Source organism: Endozoicomonas sp. SCSIO W0465, assembly GCF_023716865.1.
Taxonomy (GTDB): domain Bacteria; phylum Pseudomonadota; class Gammaproteobacteria; order Pseudomonadales; family Endozoicomonadaceae; genus Endozoicomonas.
Genome location: NZ_CP092417.1, coordinates 6,672,972 through 6,688,387, shown reverse-complemented (window position 1 = coordinate 6,688,387; position 15,416 = coordinate 6,672,972). Strand labels below are relative to the sequence as shown.

Annotated in this window: 10 protein-coding genes and 6 pseudogenes; 10 read left to right on the top strand and 6 right to left on the bottom strand. The window is 46.3% G+C overall.

Annotated features, from left to right (window positions below):
* The first annotated feature begins 195 nt into the window (after positions 1-195).
* The 5 genes and pseudogenes from MJO57_RS30145 (at position 196) to MJO57_RS30130 (ending at position 4,773) form a co-directional block, all read left to right on the top strand.
* Positions 196-2,130 (top strand): hypothetical protein, encoded by a 1,935-nt coding sequence (locus MJO57_RS30145; RefSeq protein ID WP_252021064.1) that lies wholly within the window; start codon positions 196-198, stop codon positions 2,128-2,130.
* A 123-nt stretch (positions 2,131-2,253) separates the two neighbouring features.
* Positions 2,254-2,898, top strand: a complete 645-nt coding sequence (locus MJO57_RS30140; protein ID WP_252021062.1) for a CoA transferase subunit A — start codon at positions 2,254-2,256, stop codon at positions 2,896-2,898.
* A gap of 12 nt (positions 2,899-2,910) precedes the next feature.
* Positions 2,911-3,075, top strand: a pseudogene (locus tag MJO57_RS33015) (CoA-transferase); the annotation flags it as partial.
* A gap of 104 nt (positions 3,076-3,179) precedes the next feature.
* Positions 3,180-3,581, top strand: a pseudogene (locus MJO57_RS33010) (CoA-transferase); the annotation flags it as partial.
* 17 nt (positions 3,582-3,598) lie between these two features.
* A pseudogene (locus MJO57_RS30130) lies at positions 3,599-4,773 on the top strand (acetyl-CoA C-acetyltransferase).
* Positions 4,774-4,923: 150 nt separating this feature from the next.
* Here the strand turns inward: MJO57_RS30130 and MJO57_RS30125 are convergent.
* On the bottom strand, positions 4,924-5,256 hold the full coding sequence (locus MJO57_RS30125; RefSeq protein WP_252021061.1) for a hypothetical protein: 333 nt from the start codon (positions 5,254-5,256) through the stop codon (positions 4,924-4,926).
* Positions 5,246-5,530 (bottom strand): annotated as a pseudogene (locus MJO57_RS30120) (transposase); the annotation flags it as partial. The pseudogene MJO57_RS30120 and the gene MJO57_RS30125, both read right to left, overlap by 11 nt.
* Positions 5,531-5,732: 202 nt before the next feature.
* Here MJO57_RS30120 and MJO57_RS30115 point away from each other — a divergent pair.
* A complete protein-coding gene (locus tag MJO57_RS30115; RefSeq protein ID WP_252017687.1) occupies positions 5,733-6,935 on the top strand; it encodes an ISL3 family transposase in 1,203 nt (400 codons plus the stop codon).
* Here MJO57_RS30115 and MJO57_RS30110 read toward each other — a convergent pair.
* On the bottom strand, positions 6,913-8,094 hold the full coding sequence (locus MJO57_RS30110) for an IS66 family transposase (protein ID WP_252021059.1): 1,182 nt from the start codon (positions 8,092-8,094) through the stop codon (positions 6,913-6,915). The genes MJO57_RS30115 and MJO57_RS30110 overlap by 23 nt on opposite strands.
* Between MJO57_RS30110 and MJO57_RS30105 the strand changes: the two genes are divergently transcribed.
* Positions 8,093-8,245, top strand: coding sequence for a hypothetical protein (locus tag MJO57_RS30105; protein ID WP_252021057.1), 153 nt, complete (start codon positions 8,093-8,095; stop codon positions 8,243-8,245). The genes MJO57_RS30110 and MJO57_RS30105 overlap by 2 nt on opposite strands.
* Here MJO57_RS30105 and MJO57_RS30100 read toward each other — a convergent pair.
* Positions 8,180-8,896 (bottom strand): annotated as a pseudogene (locus MJO57_RS30100) (transposase); the annotation flags it as partial. The gene MJO57_RS30105 and the pseudogene MJO57_RS30100 sit on opposite strands and share 66 nt — an antisense overlap.
* Positions 8,897-9,041: 145 nt before the next feature.
* Positions 9,042-9,251, bottom strand: coding sequence for a hypothetical protein (locus MJO57_RS30095; RefSeq protein WP_252021053.1), 210 nt, complete (start codon positions 9,249-9,251; stop codon positions 9,042-9,044).
* 74 nt (positions 9,252-9,325) lie between these two features.
* Here MJO57_RS30095 and MJO57_RS30090 point away from each other — a divergent pair, with 74 nt between their 5' ends.
* A complete protein-coding gene (locus MJO57_RS30090; RefSeq protein WP_252017330.1) occupies positions 9,326-10,840 on the top strand; it encodes an IS66 family transposase in 1,515 nt (504 codons plus the stop codon).
* A gap of 3 nt (positions 10,841-10,843) precedes the next feature.
* Here the strand turns inward: MJO57_RS30090 and MJO57_RS30085 are convergent.
* Positions 10,844-11,314 (bottom strand): annotated as a pseudogene (locus MJO57_RS30085) (PfkB family carbohydrate kinase); the annotation flags it as partial.
* A gap of 293 nt (positions 11,315-11,607) precedes the next feature.
* Between MJO57_RS30085 and MJO57_RS30080 the strand changes: the two are divergent.
* Positions 11,608-12,231 carry an AvrPphF family type III effector gene (locus tag MJO57_RS30080; RefSeq protein ID WP_252021051.1) on the top strand — a complete coding sequence of 208 codons (624 nt, stop codon included), beginning with the start codon at positions 11,608-11,610 and terminating at the stop codon, positions 12,229-12,231.
* Positions 12,232-13,586: 1,355 nt separating this feature from the next.
* Positions 13,587-15,398, top strand: a complete 1,812-nt coding sequence (locus tag MJO57_RS30075) for a hypothetical protein (RefSeq protein WP_252021050.1) — start codon at positions 13,587-13,589, stop codon at positions 15,396-15,398.
* Positions 15,399-15,416 lie beyond the last annotated feature (18 nt).

Here is a 15,416-nt window from a genome sequence, read left to right as displayed (position 1 = left end):
TCCTTTCGGTCTAAATGCTGCATTTGGCCGAAGTGCTGTAGATAGGGTGTAATAACAAACAGACTATTTTGAGAAGTGTCAATCAAAGGTGGGAGCAGTTTACCAATGATCAACAAAACCTATCCACTTATTTATTCAAAAGATCCCTTTACTCTTTTTTCTTAATTAAGGGCTCATGAGAGAGGAGTTTTCATAATGCATGGTATTAATCATAATCAGTTATCAAGTGCTCAGGATCAACATCATCAACATATTGATCCAAAGCCGTCGGATACCACTTCAAGGCAGCAGTGGCTGAGTAGCAAGGCAGCCCGGACTGTAAACCGGCTTTCGAGTGGCCTTCGATCCATACCGAACCCTGTGTACATGCTGCTTTCCGCTCCGGGTCGTGTTATTGCCCTTCTCTCGCTCGCTGGCAGGAGCATTGCTGATGTTACTTCAGCCTCTGCTTCTCCCGCATCAATGCAAATGGAATCGAACCTGACGGCAGTAAACTCGTCCATACCGGTTCCTTCAAATCCACCTGTTGTCCTCCCAAAACAAGATCCGGCCTGGATGGCAAAGCTAAGAGAGCATAATACGCTTACCGACAAAAGTGATGAAGCAGAAGGCAGTTATCCATTTATGTCAGGGGATGGTGACGAATGGGAAACTGATACTGACGATAACGATGCCATAAAACCCAAAAGTCATACCCATGAAACAAGAGTGCAATCCAATCTATTGGAGATTTTTGAACAACAAGCTCAGAGTGATGCCATTGATTCAGAAATAGTTGAGTCTGAAACAATGGGGGCCAAAAGTACCCGTAATGAAGAGGCAGTATCCTCTCGACAAAAACGCGCACCCATAGCCTCTTATCGTGGAGGTGGTGGTCGTGGTGGTTCTAGCCGAGGCAGCTCAAGTCGTGGTGGATCCAGAAGTCGTGGGTCGAGACGTGGTGGATCCCGGTGGGGAGGAAGCAGAACCCATTCAGGCGTAAGATCCAAGAGTAGTTTACCTAAGCGTGGTGGCTCCTCTAAGGTTGCCTTTCATGGCTATCGTCGTCATGGTTCATACGTGTATAAGGAATATGTCAGGACAACCAGAGATTATTACACGGGTAAGCATTGGCTTAAAATAGGCGGCCAAAAGGTTGATTTATACAAAAATTCACTCCATACCCAATCTGGACACTTGAAACATCACATCACTACATCCCAAGGGTCTAGGTATAAAGTAGCCCAAGTAAAAAGTTGGTCGCAAATAAAAACCGACCATGGAATTACAATAAATGCTCTATCCAAGGTTGCACAGTTTAAACATGGCGATAGCTTATTTAAGCTTGCTGCGTGCAGCATATTTTTTAATACACTGTGGAACAACTCGTTGGAAATGTATTTTTTATCGGGACAAAACACTTTATTAAGACTGTTGTTTAAAACTAATGACTCTGATAATACCAAAATAGATATAGGGTATTACGAAAATAACACTGATGAACAACCAACGTCGGGTATCAGTAGCCCTGCTGCAGCAAATGAAACGGTAACAGACTCAAGTAGAGAAAATAAAAAGTTCATCAGGATTGCCACAATACCCAAAGGTGACAATTTGAGATTTGCCATACTTAATAACGAGCAGCCTAAGCGTGAAATCTCGCCAACACCCGTAAGTAAAAATAATGGATCAACTTCGGAAATATCCAGCAGGATTACCCCAGAGCCTGATTATACGCCAGCATTACAAAACTCAAATCATACCAATATCAACGACACAGCTTTGGTAAAAGAAACATTCAACCCGATTTACGCTAATAACACTGAAGCTAACAATATTACCAGAATAAACGCTTTGCTGGCTCAGCAAAACATTTCCACCAGCGCAAAAACACAACTGGTAATAATGGGGGGGGATGAAAAACCAGAAATTATCCCGCTATCCAATCTTGTCGATAAATTCTTGTTCCATAGCGATAATGACACTCTCTTGACTTATTCAATGAATGGCCCAAAAGTTTATAATGATTATTTCGGGCATTGGATTTATAGCCCACTAAATTCAGCCACTGAGAATTCTGGCAACATGTTATGGACAGTCATGGCGACGATAGCTGCACAAATGCAGCAACTGCTACCAAGTGAATCATGACTTTGCAAATTTGCAAAGTCATGATTGCAGAGGTGCTGTTCTGCTTTTTTCAAAAACTCGAATAATAGGTCTCAACCAGTTTCAGGGGTTTACACAGCCTCTTCAACGGATGAGACCACAACGATGCAACTCAAACCCATTATCAGCCCGGAGCAGGCTGTAGAAAAAATCAAACCCAATGATCGGGTGATGATTGGTGGTTTTATGGCCACCGGATCACCTCTGAATGTGATTAATCATCTGGTACATCTTGGCACTGCAGAACTGAACATCATCTGTACCGATACCGGTTATGCCGACAAAGGAATCGGGCAGTTAATCTCCAGCAGACAGGCGAAAAGCGTTAAGGCTTCACACATTGGTTTGAATCCGGAGACCGGACGGCAGATGAATACCGGCGAACTGGAAGTCGAGCTGATTCCTCAGGGTACTCTGGCAGAACGCATCCGCTGTGGGCGCGCGGGCGTGGGCGGCTTTCTGACCAAAACCGGTTTGGGCACCACGGTTGAAGAGGGTAAACAGAAGGTCACTGTCGAAGGTGAAGAGTATCTGCTGGAGCTCCCGTTAACGGCAGATGTCGCCTTGGTTAAAGCCTCCATTGTCGATAAAGCGGGCAACTGCATTTTCAATAAAACCACCAAAAACTTCAACCCACTGATGGCGACTGCGGCAAAGCTGGTCATTGTTGAGGCTGAGCGAGTGGGCGAAGTGGAAGCCGATCACTTCACGCTGCCAGGCACCTTCGTCGATTTTATTGTTGCGGTTTGAGGAGTAAGGGACATGGATAAGCAGGCATTACGTAACCGCATCGTTAAACGGGTCGCTGAAGAACTGAAGCCAGGCAGTCTGGTTAATCTGGGCATCGGTATGCCAACGCTGGTGGCCAATCACGTCAGCGATGATATGGGCATTCTTTTCCAGTCTGAGAATGGCATGATCGGTATTGGCCGTGATGCAGTAACCGACGATAACCTGGATGTGGATATTACCAATGCGGGGGGCAGCCGGTCAGTACCGTACCCGAAGTTTCCTATTTTGACAGCAGCCTCTCTTTCGCCATTATCCGTGGTGGCCATGTGGACAGTACGGTGCTCGGTGCACTGGAAGTGGATGCTGAAGGCAACCTGGCTAATTGGATTATTCCCGGAAAAATGGTGCCCGGTATGGGCGGCGCCATGGATCTGGTGACAGGGGCAAAGCAGGTCATTATCGCCATGGAGCATTGCAATAAAAATGGTGAGCCTAAAATCCTCCAGCATTGCAACCTGCCACTGACGGCAAAAGGTCAGGTCAACCTGATAGTTACTGAAATGGCGGTCATTGCGGTCACTGAAAACGGACTATTGTTAACAGAAATCGCGGTGGATACCACCGTAGAGCAGGTCATCAACGCCACGGGTGCAGAACTGAACATTGCCAGCGACCTGAAAACATTCGGAGAGATTGAATAATGCAAGGCTCTTTATCAATAGAAGACGTAGTGATTGTCAGCGCTGCCCGTACTCCCATTGGTTCGTTCAATGGTGCCCTGGCTTCGGTTACCCCTGCTCAGTTGGGTATCTGTGCGGCAAGGGGTGCCCTGGAAAAAGCCGGGGTTAAGGCAGAAGAGGTACAGGAGCTGATTCTGGTAATGTACTGGGTGCAGGGCAGGGCATGAATATTGCCCGCCAGGTAGCCTTGGGTGTTGGTATGTCCACAGAGAGTACCGCCTATAACGTCAGCAAGGTCTGTGGTTCTGGCTTGAAGGCGTTTGCCCTGGCGGCCCAGGCCATTGCCTGTGGTGATATTGAGGTTGCCCTGGCGGGTGGCTCCGAAAACATGAGTCAGGCGCCTTATGTTTTACCCAAGGCCCGCTGGGGCCAGCGCATGGGGCATGGCCAGCTTCTGGATACCATGATCAGCGACGGTTTGACCGATGTCTTTAAAGACTATCACATGGGTATTACTGCAGAAAACCTGGCAGAGCACTATCACATCAGCCGTGAAGCGCAGGATGAGTACGCAGCCAGAAGTCAGGAACGGGCACTGGCTGCTCAGGAAGCCAACCGGTTTGCCGGGGAAATCGTACCGGTTGAGGTCGTGGACAGAAAGCAGACCGTGGTCGTCGATAAAGACGAAGGTCCGAGAATCACGTCGGTGGAAAAACTGGCGCAACTGCGTCCTGCTTTCAGCAAGGATGGCTCGGTCACGGCGGGTAATGCATCCAGCATTAACGATGGTGCTGCCATGCTGTTGCTGATGTCCCGCAGTAAAGCCCGGTCCCTGGGGCTGAAACCCATGGCGGTGATCAAGGCCTCTGCTTCTGCCGGTGTGGCACCGGAAATGATGGGCTATGGACCTGTACCGGCCACCAGGAAGGCTCTGTCCAGAGCCGGACTGACGGTGGCGGATATTGATCTGGTTGAGGCCAATGAGGCGTTTGCGGTTCAGGCGCTTTCAGTGGTTGAAGGTTTGGAGCTGGATCCGGAGAAAACCAACGTCAATGGTGGTGCAGTGGCACTGGGTCATCCGATTGGCGCTTCCGGTGCCCGGATTCTGGTCACACTCCTGCATGAAATGGAGAAACGTGAAGCCCGCCATGGCCTTGCCACATTGTGTATTGGCGGTGGTATGGGGATTGCCATGGTGGTGGAGCGGGAATAAACCTTCCTCAACAACGTGCCAAAATAGCAGCCCTCTATTTTCAGCAGGGCCTATTGAACCACACAGCACATAAAACAGCCTTGCCTTTTCCAGTGCAAGTACTGTGATCTCTGTGGTGCCAGTAAATAACCAACAATTATTTCACTCATGTTACGCACCTGCTAACCGCTGAAGCTCTTGGAACGAAGATCTCAATGCAGACAGGTACAGCTTCGCCCTCAGCTCAAAATGGTTCAACTTGAGCTTACTGGCCAAGACTTCAAGGCGAAATACTGAATAGATTGACATAAACAGATGATTACTTTGGGTTAACACTGTGTGACTGGGCGACTTTGCCATGGAGGCATTCGATTTCAGCGTTTTATGAAAGACTTCGACTTTCCACCGTTTCTTGTAGATTGTCTCTAAAGCCTCGGCGTCACACTCCAGATCGCTGCACAACAGATAGAGAATACCTTTACTGCCATCGTAACTATTCAGCACTGAGCAAAGGCATATTACAGTAATTCCGAACAGCTCTATGAAGTGATTGATATATGTCCATTCCCTGTTTTCTGGCAGACGACAAATAGCTGCGAATCCGTGCAAACATAGAACCACCGTCTGCACTCCTGAAGCAGCCTGAGATTTTCTGCTTTAACTTGGCCATTCGAACATCCCGCTCACTGCCATTGTTATCGAAGGGAATGGTAAAATCTGACATGAAGCGCAGTGTCTCAGCCTTGAACTCAGTGAGTCGTTTGAAGAGATTGTAAGCTTTATATTCTTGACTTTCTTGCGCTTAAGCTCCTCTCGTTGCTTCTCCATATAGACGACTTCTTTCATTAGAGCCCGCTGAAGCAACCGGTCATAAATCTGGGGCTTTTACAGGTTGGCGGATGAAAAGTGAGGGGTTGCAACAGAAATAGCCTTCAGAGGAAGATTGATTTGTAAGGATCAAAACTTCTGAAGGATCAGACATGTCTGCAACCCCATCACTTCGTCCTATGTTCGCATTTCCTGGCTGGGTAATCGAGCGAATTGATATTGACTGGAATATCAAACATGCCTTTGTCCATCTCCGTCGGGATGGCCGTATACAACACGTCAGATGTAGTAAGTGCGAAACACCTATGGGGCAGATGAAGACAAACGATCGAAGCGTTCAGGATCTGCCACTGGGGACTCTTCAGGTAAATCTTCTCTTCACTGCATTTCAAGGGCGTTGCTCTCGTTGCGGTAATATAGAAACAGTCACGCCTCCGGGGCTTGCACCTAAAGCTCAAGCAACAGAGCGACTTAAAAGGCATGTCAGCCATCTATGCCGCTATATGCCATGTGACAAGGTTCCTGAATTCATTGCTATCTCTGGCGGCACCGCTCGTCGCTGGGATAAAGAGATGCTCATGAAGATGCTGCCTGCACCCAAGCGGGATGGTATTCGCGCTCTTCTTATCGATGAAAAATCCATTGGTAAGGGGCATCATTTTTTAACCGTTGCTCTGAATGCTGATACCGGTGAAACGCTGTTCCTTGGTGAAGGAAAAAAGAAAGAAGTTCTGGATCGGTTCCTTTCCAGTCTGACAGAAGAACAAAAAGCAAGCATTGAATGCGTTGGTATTGACCGTGGTGGAAGCTATCAGGCTTCAGTGAGAGAGCATCTGCCAAACGCCGATATTGTATACGACAAGTTTCATATTATTGCCAATTACAACGATGTGATTGACCAAATCAGGCGCAGGGAGTGGCGACAGGCAGAAGAAGAGGACAAGCCGTTTATCAAAGGGCAACGCTTTAACCTGTTCAGAAATCCTGAGAATTTAACACCAAAAGGGCAAAGTAATCTGAAGGAGTTGTTAGCCATGAATGAGGATCTCAATCAGGCATATATCCTGAAAGATATGCTAAAACAGCTATGGACGTACAAATATAAAGCCTGTGCCAGAAAGTGCCTGGACAACTGGATAGCACTTGCCAAAGAAACAGGGATATCCGAGTTAAAGAAGTTCGCCAAGGGGTTAGACAGAGCTAGAGAAGGGTTACTGTCATACTGCCAGCATCGTATAACCAGCGCGAAAATCGAAGCCTTCAATGGGGTTATCAAACGGATCATCTATAAAGCATGCGGTTACAATGACCTTGATTACCTATATTTGAAAATTAGACAGGAGGCTCTGAAATGATCAGCCAACCTGTAAAAGCCCCATAAATCTTCTCGATTCGTTCACAGACAACACTTGGCATCTGTAGCATACCTATGGTCTTAAAGCCCTTGCAGTAATGCCAGGAAAGCCTCAGTAGCTTCATCAATCGCAACGCCAGTTGATTGCTGTCCCTATCAACAACACCCAAAAGCTCCCTCAGGTGATGGGCATTGCAAAGTACGTGAGTTGCCGCATATGCAAAATAGGATTTCCAATGATCATGAACCAGAACGCCTGCAAATGTTAGCAGTATGCCCATCGTGTCCATGGCCTCACGACCTCGCTTTTCAGACAAGTAGTAGAGCGTCCATTGTTCATCCCGCATAACGTGTAGCCAGTGCAAAGAGCCCTCGGCCCGCATACCCGTTTCATCGGCTCCGGCAACAGACGATTCCCGCAAGGCGTCACGAATAACCTCTTCAGTAGAAGCCAGATTTTCATAGGTTCTGGCCACAAAATTGGCGACAGTGCCTGCACTTACACTCATTTTATAGAGAGTATTAAAATACTCTGACACGCGCTTAAAAGGCAGGAAATGGTATTGGTTAAGATAGACGGCCATAGCCTGTGTGGCTGAGCCATATTGTGCGGCAGCGGTAACACCTTCCGGGAATTCAGCCTGATTCCGACAACCACAAGTGCAGATTTTTACTTCAGCTCTATGGGCCGTTACTTCAAATTCACCCGGTCTCCCTGGTTCAAACACCTGTCGTTCAATATATTTGACCGGCTCACTATCAAGAAGAGACGCCTGACATTTATTGCATTCTTTAACCGGAAGGTACTCAATATAGTCAGGGATATCGACCTGTTTAAGACAAGTGCCCTGATGCCCTTTCTTTCCACCGGCTTTATTACCAGAAGACTGTCTCAGACTTTTAGGATTGGGTTTTTCATCCGATGGATCGGTACCTTTATCTGCGGAAAGGTCGTCAGAATGATCTGGAGAATTACTGTTTTTACAAGGTTTTTGATAACCATCAGACGATGGCGGCTTGCTGCTGTTTTGACTGTTCTTGCCAACCTTTTCTTCCAATTCTCGACATCGCTCTTCCAGACAGGCAACTCTCATCCGCAGCTCTGCATTCTCTTTCAAGAGAATCTCAGCCGACATAGTTGCGGGTAGTTCTGGAATCATGCTGGCGAATATTGTGGAAAAATGGTGCTTAAGAGGATGGTATAAAAATCAGAAAATTCCAGATTTATGTGGGGGTGCTGAACAGTTACCTGCCATCTTTGTTCGTAAAGACTTGCCTGTAGATAAGCACGGGAAAATCCACACCTGCTAACCAGGCCTTGATTGGCTTTTCTTCTGAAAAATCAACGGAATCTATGCGCTGCGAACGCCCTTGTTTTTTCTCTTCCTCGCTTAATGAAACCTTTCTATTGGACTTGCAGGCCATGACAAAATGCTTGTCGCAGTCGTGTCGTATATACATCATATTTTCATTTGAACTGAACCAGCTATCAGTGAGGACATACTTGAATTGTAGTTGGTTGTTACAGCTAACCTTCAACATCTCACGCATATACTCATTCTTGGTTTTTTCAGCTTTACGCTTAACCTTTTTGGCCTTTAAATCAGTGTACTGTATTGGCTTTTTTATCAGTTGATAGGCAACAGGCAGAGAGATATCACCAACATGGTAAACAAGGTTGAGTAGGTTAATTCCTTTAACCGATCGACCAAATACGTGATCAAAGTGCCAGGCTATGAGGTCATTTTCGTCGCTATATTGTTTCTCCTGTATGGTGTCATCAACAATAAGTACACCGTCGTTCTTTTCTACTTGTCTTACGACAGGTTTTACATATTGCCAGAGCGTTTTGCTATCAAGATGGTTGCGAGATAGCAGGCGGGTTATTTGATCATGACTGTACGCCCCGTCCACAAGTGATGACAATTGAGTTGCTGTCGTTTTGCCAAAGGAAGACAGAAGATAATCACTATAAGTTTCACGGAATTTGAAAAGGAAGTTGAACGAGTGTTCGCTTCATTTAGAGAGAGTCATATGATTTCGTTTGCAAATACTAAATAATCGTTCAGTCAATTTATCCGAAAGCAAATTATCAACTACTTAGAGTTCAAACAGTTCTTTTTTCATGCGTTACAGCATGGCAGATTTTGTCAAGTGCGTAACATGAGCTTTGCAGATGTTCCGTGACCTTATCATTGGCAACAAACCGGTTTTCACCTTCAGCCTTGCCTGTCAGCCCCCAGAGTACAGGACGATAATCAATATCCAGTGATGTGCGGGTACCATTACGTTTGGCAAACTCGTAACTGTTCAGCACCCCCACATAAATCTGGAATTTTCTGATTTTTATACCATCCTCTTAAGCACCATTTTTCCACAATATTCGCCAGCATGATTCCAGAACTACCCGCAACTATGTCGGCTGAGATTCTCTTGAAAGAGAATGCAGAGCTGCGGATGAGAGTTGCCTGTCTGGAAGAGCGATGTCGAGAATTGGAAGAAAAGGTTGGCAAGAACAGTCAAAACAGCAGCAAGCCGCCATCGTCTGATGGTTATCAAAAACCTTGTAAAAACAGTAATTCTCCAGATCATTCTGACGACCTTTCCGCAGATAAAGGTACCGATCCATCGGATGAAAAACCCAATCCTAAAAGTCTGAGACAGTCTTCTGGTAATAAAGCCGGTGGAAAGAAAGGGCATCAGGGCACTTGTCTTAAACAGGTCGATATCCCTGACTATATTGAGTACCTTCCGGTTAAAGAATGCAATAAATGTCAGGCGTCTCTTCTTGATAGTGAGCCGGTCAAATATATTGAACGACAGGTGTTTGAACCAGGGAGACCGGGTGAATTTGAAGTAACGGCCCATAGAGCTGAAGTAAAAATCTGCACTTGTGGTTGTCGGAATCAGGCTGAATTCCCGGAAGGTGTTACCGCTGCCGCACAATATGGCTCAGCCACACAGGCTATGGCCGTCTATCTTAACCAATACCATTTCCTGCCTTTTAAGCGCGTGTCAGAGTATTTTAATACTCTCTATAAAATGAGTGTAAGTGCAGGCACTGTCGCCAATTTTGTGGCCAGAACCTATGAAAATCTGGCTTCTACTGAAGAGGTTATTCGTGACGCCTTGCGGGAATCGTCTGTTGCCGGAGCCGATGAAACGGGTATGCGGGCCGAGGGCTCTTTGCACTGGCTACACGTTATGCGGGATGAACAATGGACGCTCTACTACTTGTCTGAAAAGCGAGGTCGTGAGGCCATGGACACGATGGGCATACTGCTAACATTTGCAGGCGTTCTGGTTCATGATCATTGGAAATCCTATTTTGCATATGCGGCAACTCACGTACTTTGCAATGCCCATCACCTGAGGGAGCTTTTGGGTGTTGTTGATAGGGACAGCAATCAACTGGCGTTGCGATTGATGAAGCTACTGAGGCTTTCCTGGCATTACTGCAAGGGCTTTAAGACCATAGGTATGCTACAGATGCCAAGTGTTGTCTGTGAACGAATCGAGAAGATTTATGACCGGTTGCTTCAGCGGGCTCTAATGAAAGAAGTCGTCTATATGGAGAAGCAACGAGAGGAGCTTAAGCGCAAGAAAGTCAAGAATACTAAAGCTTACAATCTCTTCAAACGACTCACTGAGTTCAAGGCTGAGACACTGCGCTTCATGTCAGATTTTACCATTCCCTTCGATAACAATGGCAGTGAGCGGGATGTTCGAATGGCCAAGTTAAAGCAGAAAATCTCAGGCTGCTTCAGGAGTGCAGACGGTGGTTCTATGTTTGCACGGATTCGCAGCTATTTGTCGTCTGCCAGAAAACAGGGAATGGACATATATCAATCACTTCATAGAGCTGTTCGGAATTACTGTAATATGCCTTTGCTCAGTGCTGAATAGTTACGCAAACTCAATTGCTTTACGACAAGCGGCGTTTGTTGTGGGGGTGGAAAAATGGGTACCGGTGATATGGAGCACTTTGGCACCGGCAATTGCGTCTTCCTGAATGTCGCCTTCAGACAGCGCCATATCTGCACAGTTTTCGCGATAGAAAATCAGCGGAAAGGTATCCTGATCTTCAATGCCCAGTACCACCAGGGCGGTCAGTCGTTCGGTATCGGTAATCAGGTGATCGGTTGAACAGCCAACCCGGTCCAGCTCTTCTTTCAGGAATCGTCCCATATGGTCATTGCCGATTCTGGCCAGCATGGCTGAGTTCAGTCCCTGGCGGGCGGTACCATAAGCAACATTGCCTGATGATCCCCCAAGGTATTTTGCCAGGGAAGTCACATCTTCCAGGCGGCTGCCAATTTGCTGGGCATAGAAGTCAACCGCGATGCGGCCTATGCAGATGACATCCAACGGTTTACTCATGATTCTGGTACTCCGGTTCTTTCTGAAGCCTTATGGAATATTTATTTCATATTTTTATCATATGGAATATTTGATTTATTTGATTTGAAGCAAGCTTTCCAAGCCTGGAAAATGAGCGAACCATTCCTTTATGACGAGAATTGTGGGGCTAACGGTGGGGGCATTTGGTGAAAATATAGCCAGTCGTAAATCTTTGATACCAATGTATGGAACTATTGTCCGATCCTATGGTCGTATTAAGAAAATCAAACTTTCATCTTCTGATTTTCAGGATTTTATTGCGAGGAGGTCGTATGTTATCCGGAGTTGCTGAAACAAACTGTTATCAAGAACCTGTAGAAAGAACTGACTCAAAAGAATCTAACCAAACAAAAGTGCTTTTTGCTCAAAGAACTGTCAACAGACATGAAGCATTAAAACGTATAATGGAGGATAACTCCATCGATACGGAATCAAAAGTTTATCGAGCCTGCGATCCGAAATATTTAGACTTTAAAACTATGACAGTAAAAGGAAATCCACGCAGTGAGGCCAAGGTAACTGATCACTATAATGAGCATTACAATCCAAAGCATGATGAGTTGAAAAAAAAGTTGGAAAATGGTTCAATCACTGAAGAAATGTTTGATTTTTTTAAAACTATTCCTTCATGCAAGCAATTTACAAATAAAATAATTTACGCAGATGAGCTTCCTCCATCTTTGAATGTTAGTGTGATAAAAAGCAAAGCTTATTTAAAAGAAGGTTACACCCTCATATCAGTAAAAATTTCCGATGTGCTAAAGAATGGAGGGTTAATCTATGAAGATGTTAGCTGTGTTTTGGATATTAATCCTTTGATTGTAACCATCCCAAACGGCAAAAGCATTCCTTTTTGTGAAGAAAAAATCTTTCCGCTCGACTTTAGAGATTTATAAGTACAATTGCTCCAACATGTAATCTGCTAAAAGCGATAATCCCCAGCGGCCAAATTCGAGATTGTCGCCATGCACACTTAAGATCATCGAGTAATCCTCAGGAAACTTTTTTATTCTTTTGCAATCTAAGTAATTTAATTACAACAATAAAGGAGTAATCTGTTATGGATTTCGGGATCAGCACCGCAAACAACCCATCAAAGATTGATTCAGGCACTACTTCCAAGAGTTGGCAAAAACCACATAAAACGAAACCTTATCATTGTGCTGCCACGGGCACATACAGAAACGTGGCAGACAGATCTTTACAGCAAGGGAGCACCGGGTTTGGCCTTCACAGCGCCCATGGTTTAGCGAAGAGTCCATTATCCGGGCGAACAGCGGTACTCAACCCTGCCTCGCAAGCAAGCCTAACGCCACTGCCAGAACCGTTTGTTTCTGTTGAGCAGCGGCGGTTACTATCCTGTTACCTGCAAGTTCCCATAGAGATCTCCGATCAGGAAGAATTGACCCGATTGATGGACTACAAACTTGTGTTGAGCCGGGGCTGGATTATAAAACATACCCAGACGAACGTTTTGCAATCTGTGCTTACCGCTGAATGGGTCAAAAAGTATATGCTAAAAGTCGAGGATCTACCGGATTCAGCACTCACGCCAGAGCTTGCCCTGGCGTGTCTGAAACAAAATATCTGGTCCTATGAGTTGCTGCCTGTCCGGTTGAAAACCCCTGACTTTAATCAGTGTTGTCTTGAAGCGAGTATTTTGCCGGCAGGTCTGATTGCTGAATCTGCTCAATTCCTCCGGCCAATTGATTTTGCTGCTCTGGTGGATAGGAATGCGAATAATATTAAATACGTCCCCGTTGAGCATCAGAGTCGTGAACTGTGCGTAAAAGCGATCAAGAAAGACCCTTGCTCAATTGAATTCATCAATCCATCGGTTCTTTTTTATCAGCAACTGTCCATTTTCTCGGTTATAGAAAATAAATACGCCTACTACAAGATTCCCCGGGATCAGATAACGGAAAAGATTCTTGCTGCGCAGGCTTATCATAAAGTTTTAACATTACATGAAATTCCAGAGCACCTTGTTAATTATCAACACTGCTGCGAAGCAGTCCAACACGCTCATCGAAATTGGGAGGTTTGTTATATTCCTGCCAGAATTTTTCGGGAACATCCTGAATTAGCGGAGCAAATTCTGGAACACCTGCCACCCGGTCGATCTCCCAACATTATGAAGAAACTCCCTGATGAGTTAAAAACAGAGGACTTTTGTCACAGATATCTGAGTAAATGGCCTCAAGATATTTACGGATGCCCCCTGCCATTGTTGCACAAACACCCGCAGTGGATGGAACAGTCGCTAAGACACCACGGTGCTGAGCTGGATGCGTTACCTGAGTCGTGCCGATCCTTCGACTTGTGTCAACGAGCCTTGAAATCCAAATACCCTTATATTGAAGCCGTGCCGCTCAGTATTTTAGAAGATCACCCCGATCTGCTGTTATCAGCCGCAGAACAATATAATGGCCTGTCAAAAATTCCGCCTCGGCTGAGAACCCCGGACGTTTGCTGTGCGGCCCTTGCTGCCTGCTCTCCGGGAGAGGTAAATGAAACGATGGCGTTTGTGCCAGATGCCGTTCGCAAGACGTTACCCTACGATTTATTGCTGGCCGTTGCTCCCGGTTATCTACCGCTGGAAATCCGCGAAGCAATGGTTGCCAATGTTGGTACCACTCTGCCACTCCCATACCGTCAGATGAAGCCCATACTGGATCAACGCCTGCTGATGGAACCGTTGGAACAGGTTCCTTTTGGTGAGCTTAAGTTCAGCAGTAGCGTGTTTTTGAAAAAAATATTGATGAGCACCGGCCCGTTTCACCTCCGCAACCGGTCGCTGGGTCATGCTCTCCAACAAGCCATACAGCAGCACTGTCAACAACGGACAACCGAGCTGCGTCGGGGGGAGCTGCCGTTATTGGAACGCACGGTTTCCGAAAAGAGTATCAATTACGGTGGTCGTACGTTAATGCTCCGTGCCGGGGATGGCTTTACCCGAATGAAGTTTCTGCGCAAAGGCGAGTCGCTGGATGATTTTTTCCGGGAAGAGGCTGTTCACCGTTTTGCCCATGGACATGCCCTGACAACATTACTGATGAGTGAGGTTCCGCAGCCTGTCGGGATGAAGCTGGTCCCCATTGATCAGCTGCCCGTTAACCTTTTATCAGGCTTTCGTTCAGAGCTTGAAAGGCTTCCGTTCGGTGACCAGATGTATTATCTGGTCTATGAGTTCACCACCCGCAATCAGGATTACAGCACACTGGCACACCAGAAAGATAGCAATGGTGACAGCACCCTGGCAGAACAGGGACTGTTCAAGGCTTGCCATGATCTGGGTTTATGGAGCAGCCTTGGTGCTGCTCATACGTCCACGATTAATGCGTATCACAATTTTCAAGAAAATCGCAAAGAGCTGTTTCTCTGCTTTATGTTTAATAGCGGACGATCTTTACCAGGGGCTCTAACTGGTTGGGACTCCGGGGCGACCGACGAATCCGATTGGGCCTATAGCGGTTTAAAAGACATTGGCGATATGGAGTTTTATCCCCGGATCACCAGTTATTTCGATGCCAGGGATACCGATGCCTTACTGCTTATTGGCTTTGATCAGCGGGCAGCATTTATGAGCGCCTTTGTGGAAAACATGATTGCGGCTGTGCTCCATTATGCCCGTATGCACCGGGATGATCCGGATTACCATTACAGGAATGCCGAAGGACGGGCAAAACTGGGATCGTTTATTGATACTGCCATTGGAGCGTATTTGTCAGGTCTTATGGGCAAGCAGGTCAAAACAGAGGCGTACTTTGAATCTCCGGAAATCTATCGGCAATGGCTGGATAAAACCACCGCCGAGACCGCATTATGGACTGCCAGGCAGGACCTGAATACCGACTGTTTTGCCCGAAGCCTTGAGCAAACCGGCTGTTATTCTGCGGAGGTCTACCCGGATCAGAAGGAGTCAGATGATCGATATCCAAAGGATTTTACCAGCCATAATCGGGATAATCTGGGCTGCAATAATGGACAGTTCGGTTTGACACTGTTGGTTCGTGGACTTTATCAGGTGGCGGCAGTACTGGCCGTCAGACTCGGTGCTTAAAGAAAGCTGATGCCTGAT

Excerpts from the sequence above, each read along its gene's own strand:
- MJO57_RS30145 (WP_252021064.1), top strand. The coding sequence starts at position 196 with ATGCATGGTATTAATCATAATCAGTTATCAAGTGCTCAGGATCAACAT.
- MJO57_RS30140 (WP_252021062.1), top strand. The coding sequence starts at position 2,254 with ATGCAACTCAAACCCATTATCAGCCCGGAGCAGGCTGTAGAAAAAATC.
- MJO57_RS30115 (WP_252017687.1), top strand. The coding sequence starts at position 5,733 with ATGTCTGCAACCCCATCACTTCGTCCTATGTTCGCATTTCCTGGCTGG.
- MJO57_RS30105 (WP_252021057.1), top strand. The coding sequence starts at position 8,093 with ATGCTGGCGAATATTGTGGAAAAATGGTGCTTAAGAGGATGGTATAAA.
- MJO57_RS30110 (WP_252021059.1), bottom strand. The coding sequence starts at position 8,094 with ATGATTCCAGAACTACCCGCAACTATGTCGGCTGAGATTCTCTTGAAA.
- MJO57_RS30090 (WP_252017330.1), top strand. The coding sequence starts at position 9,326 with ATGATTCCAGAACTACCCGCAACTATGTCGGCTGAGATTCTCTTGAAA.
- MJO57_RS30080 (WP_252021051.1), top strand. The coding sequence starts at position 11,608 with ATGTTATCCGGAGTTGCTGAAACAAACTGTTATCAAGAACCTGTAGAA.
- MJO57_RS30075 (WP_252021050.1), top strand. The coding sequence starts at position 13,587 with ATGGAACAGTCGCTAAGACACCACGGTGCTGAGCTGGATGCGTTACCT.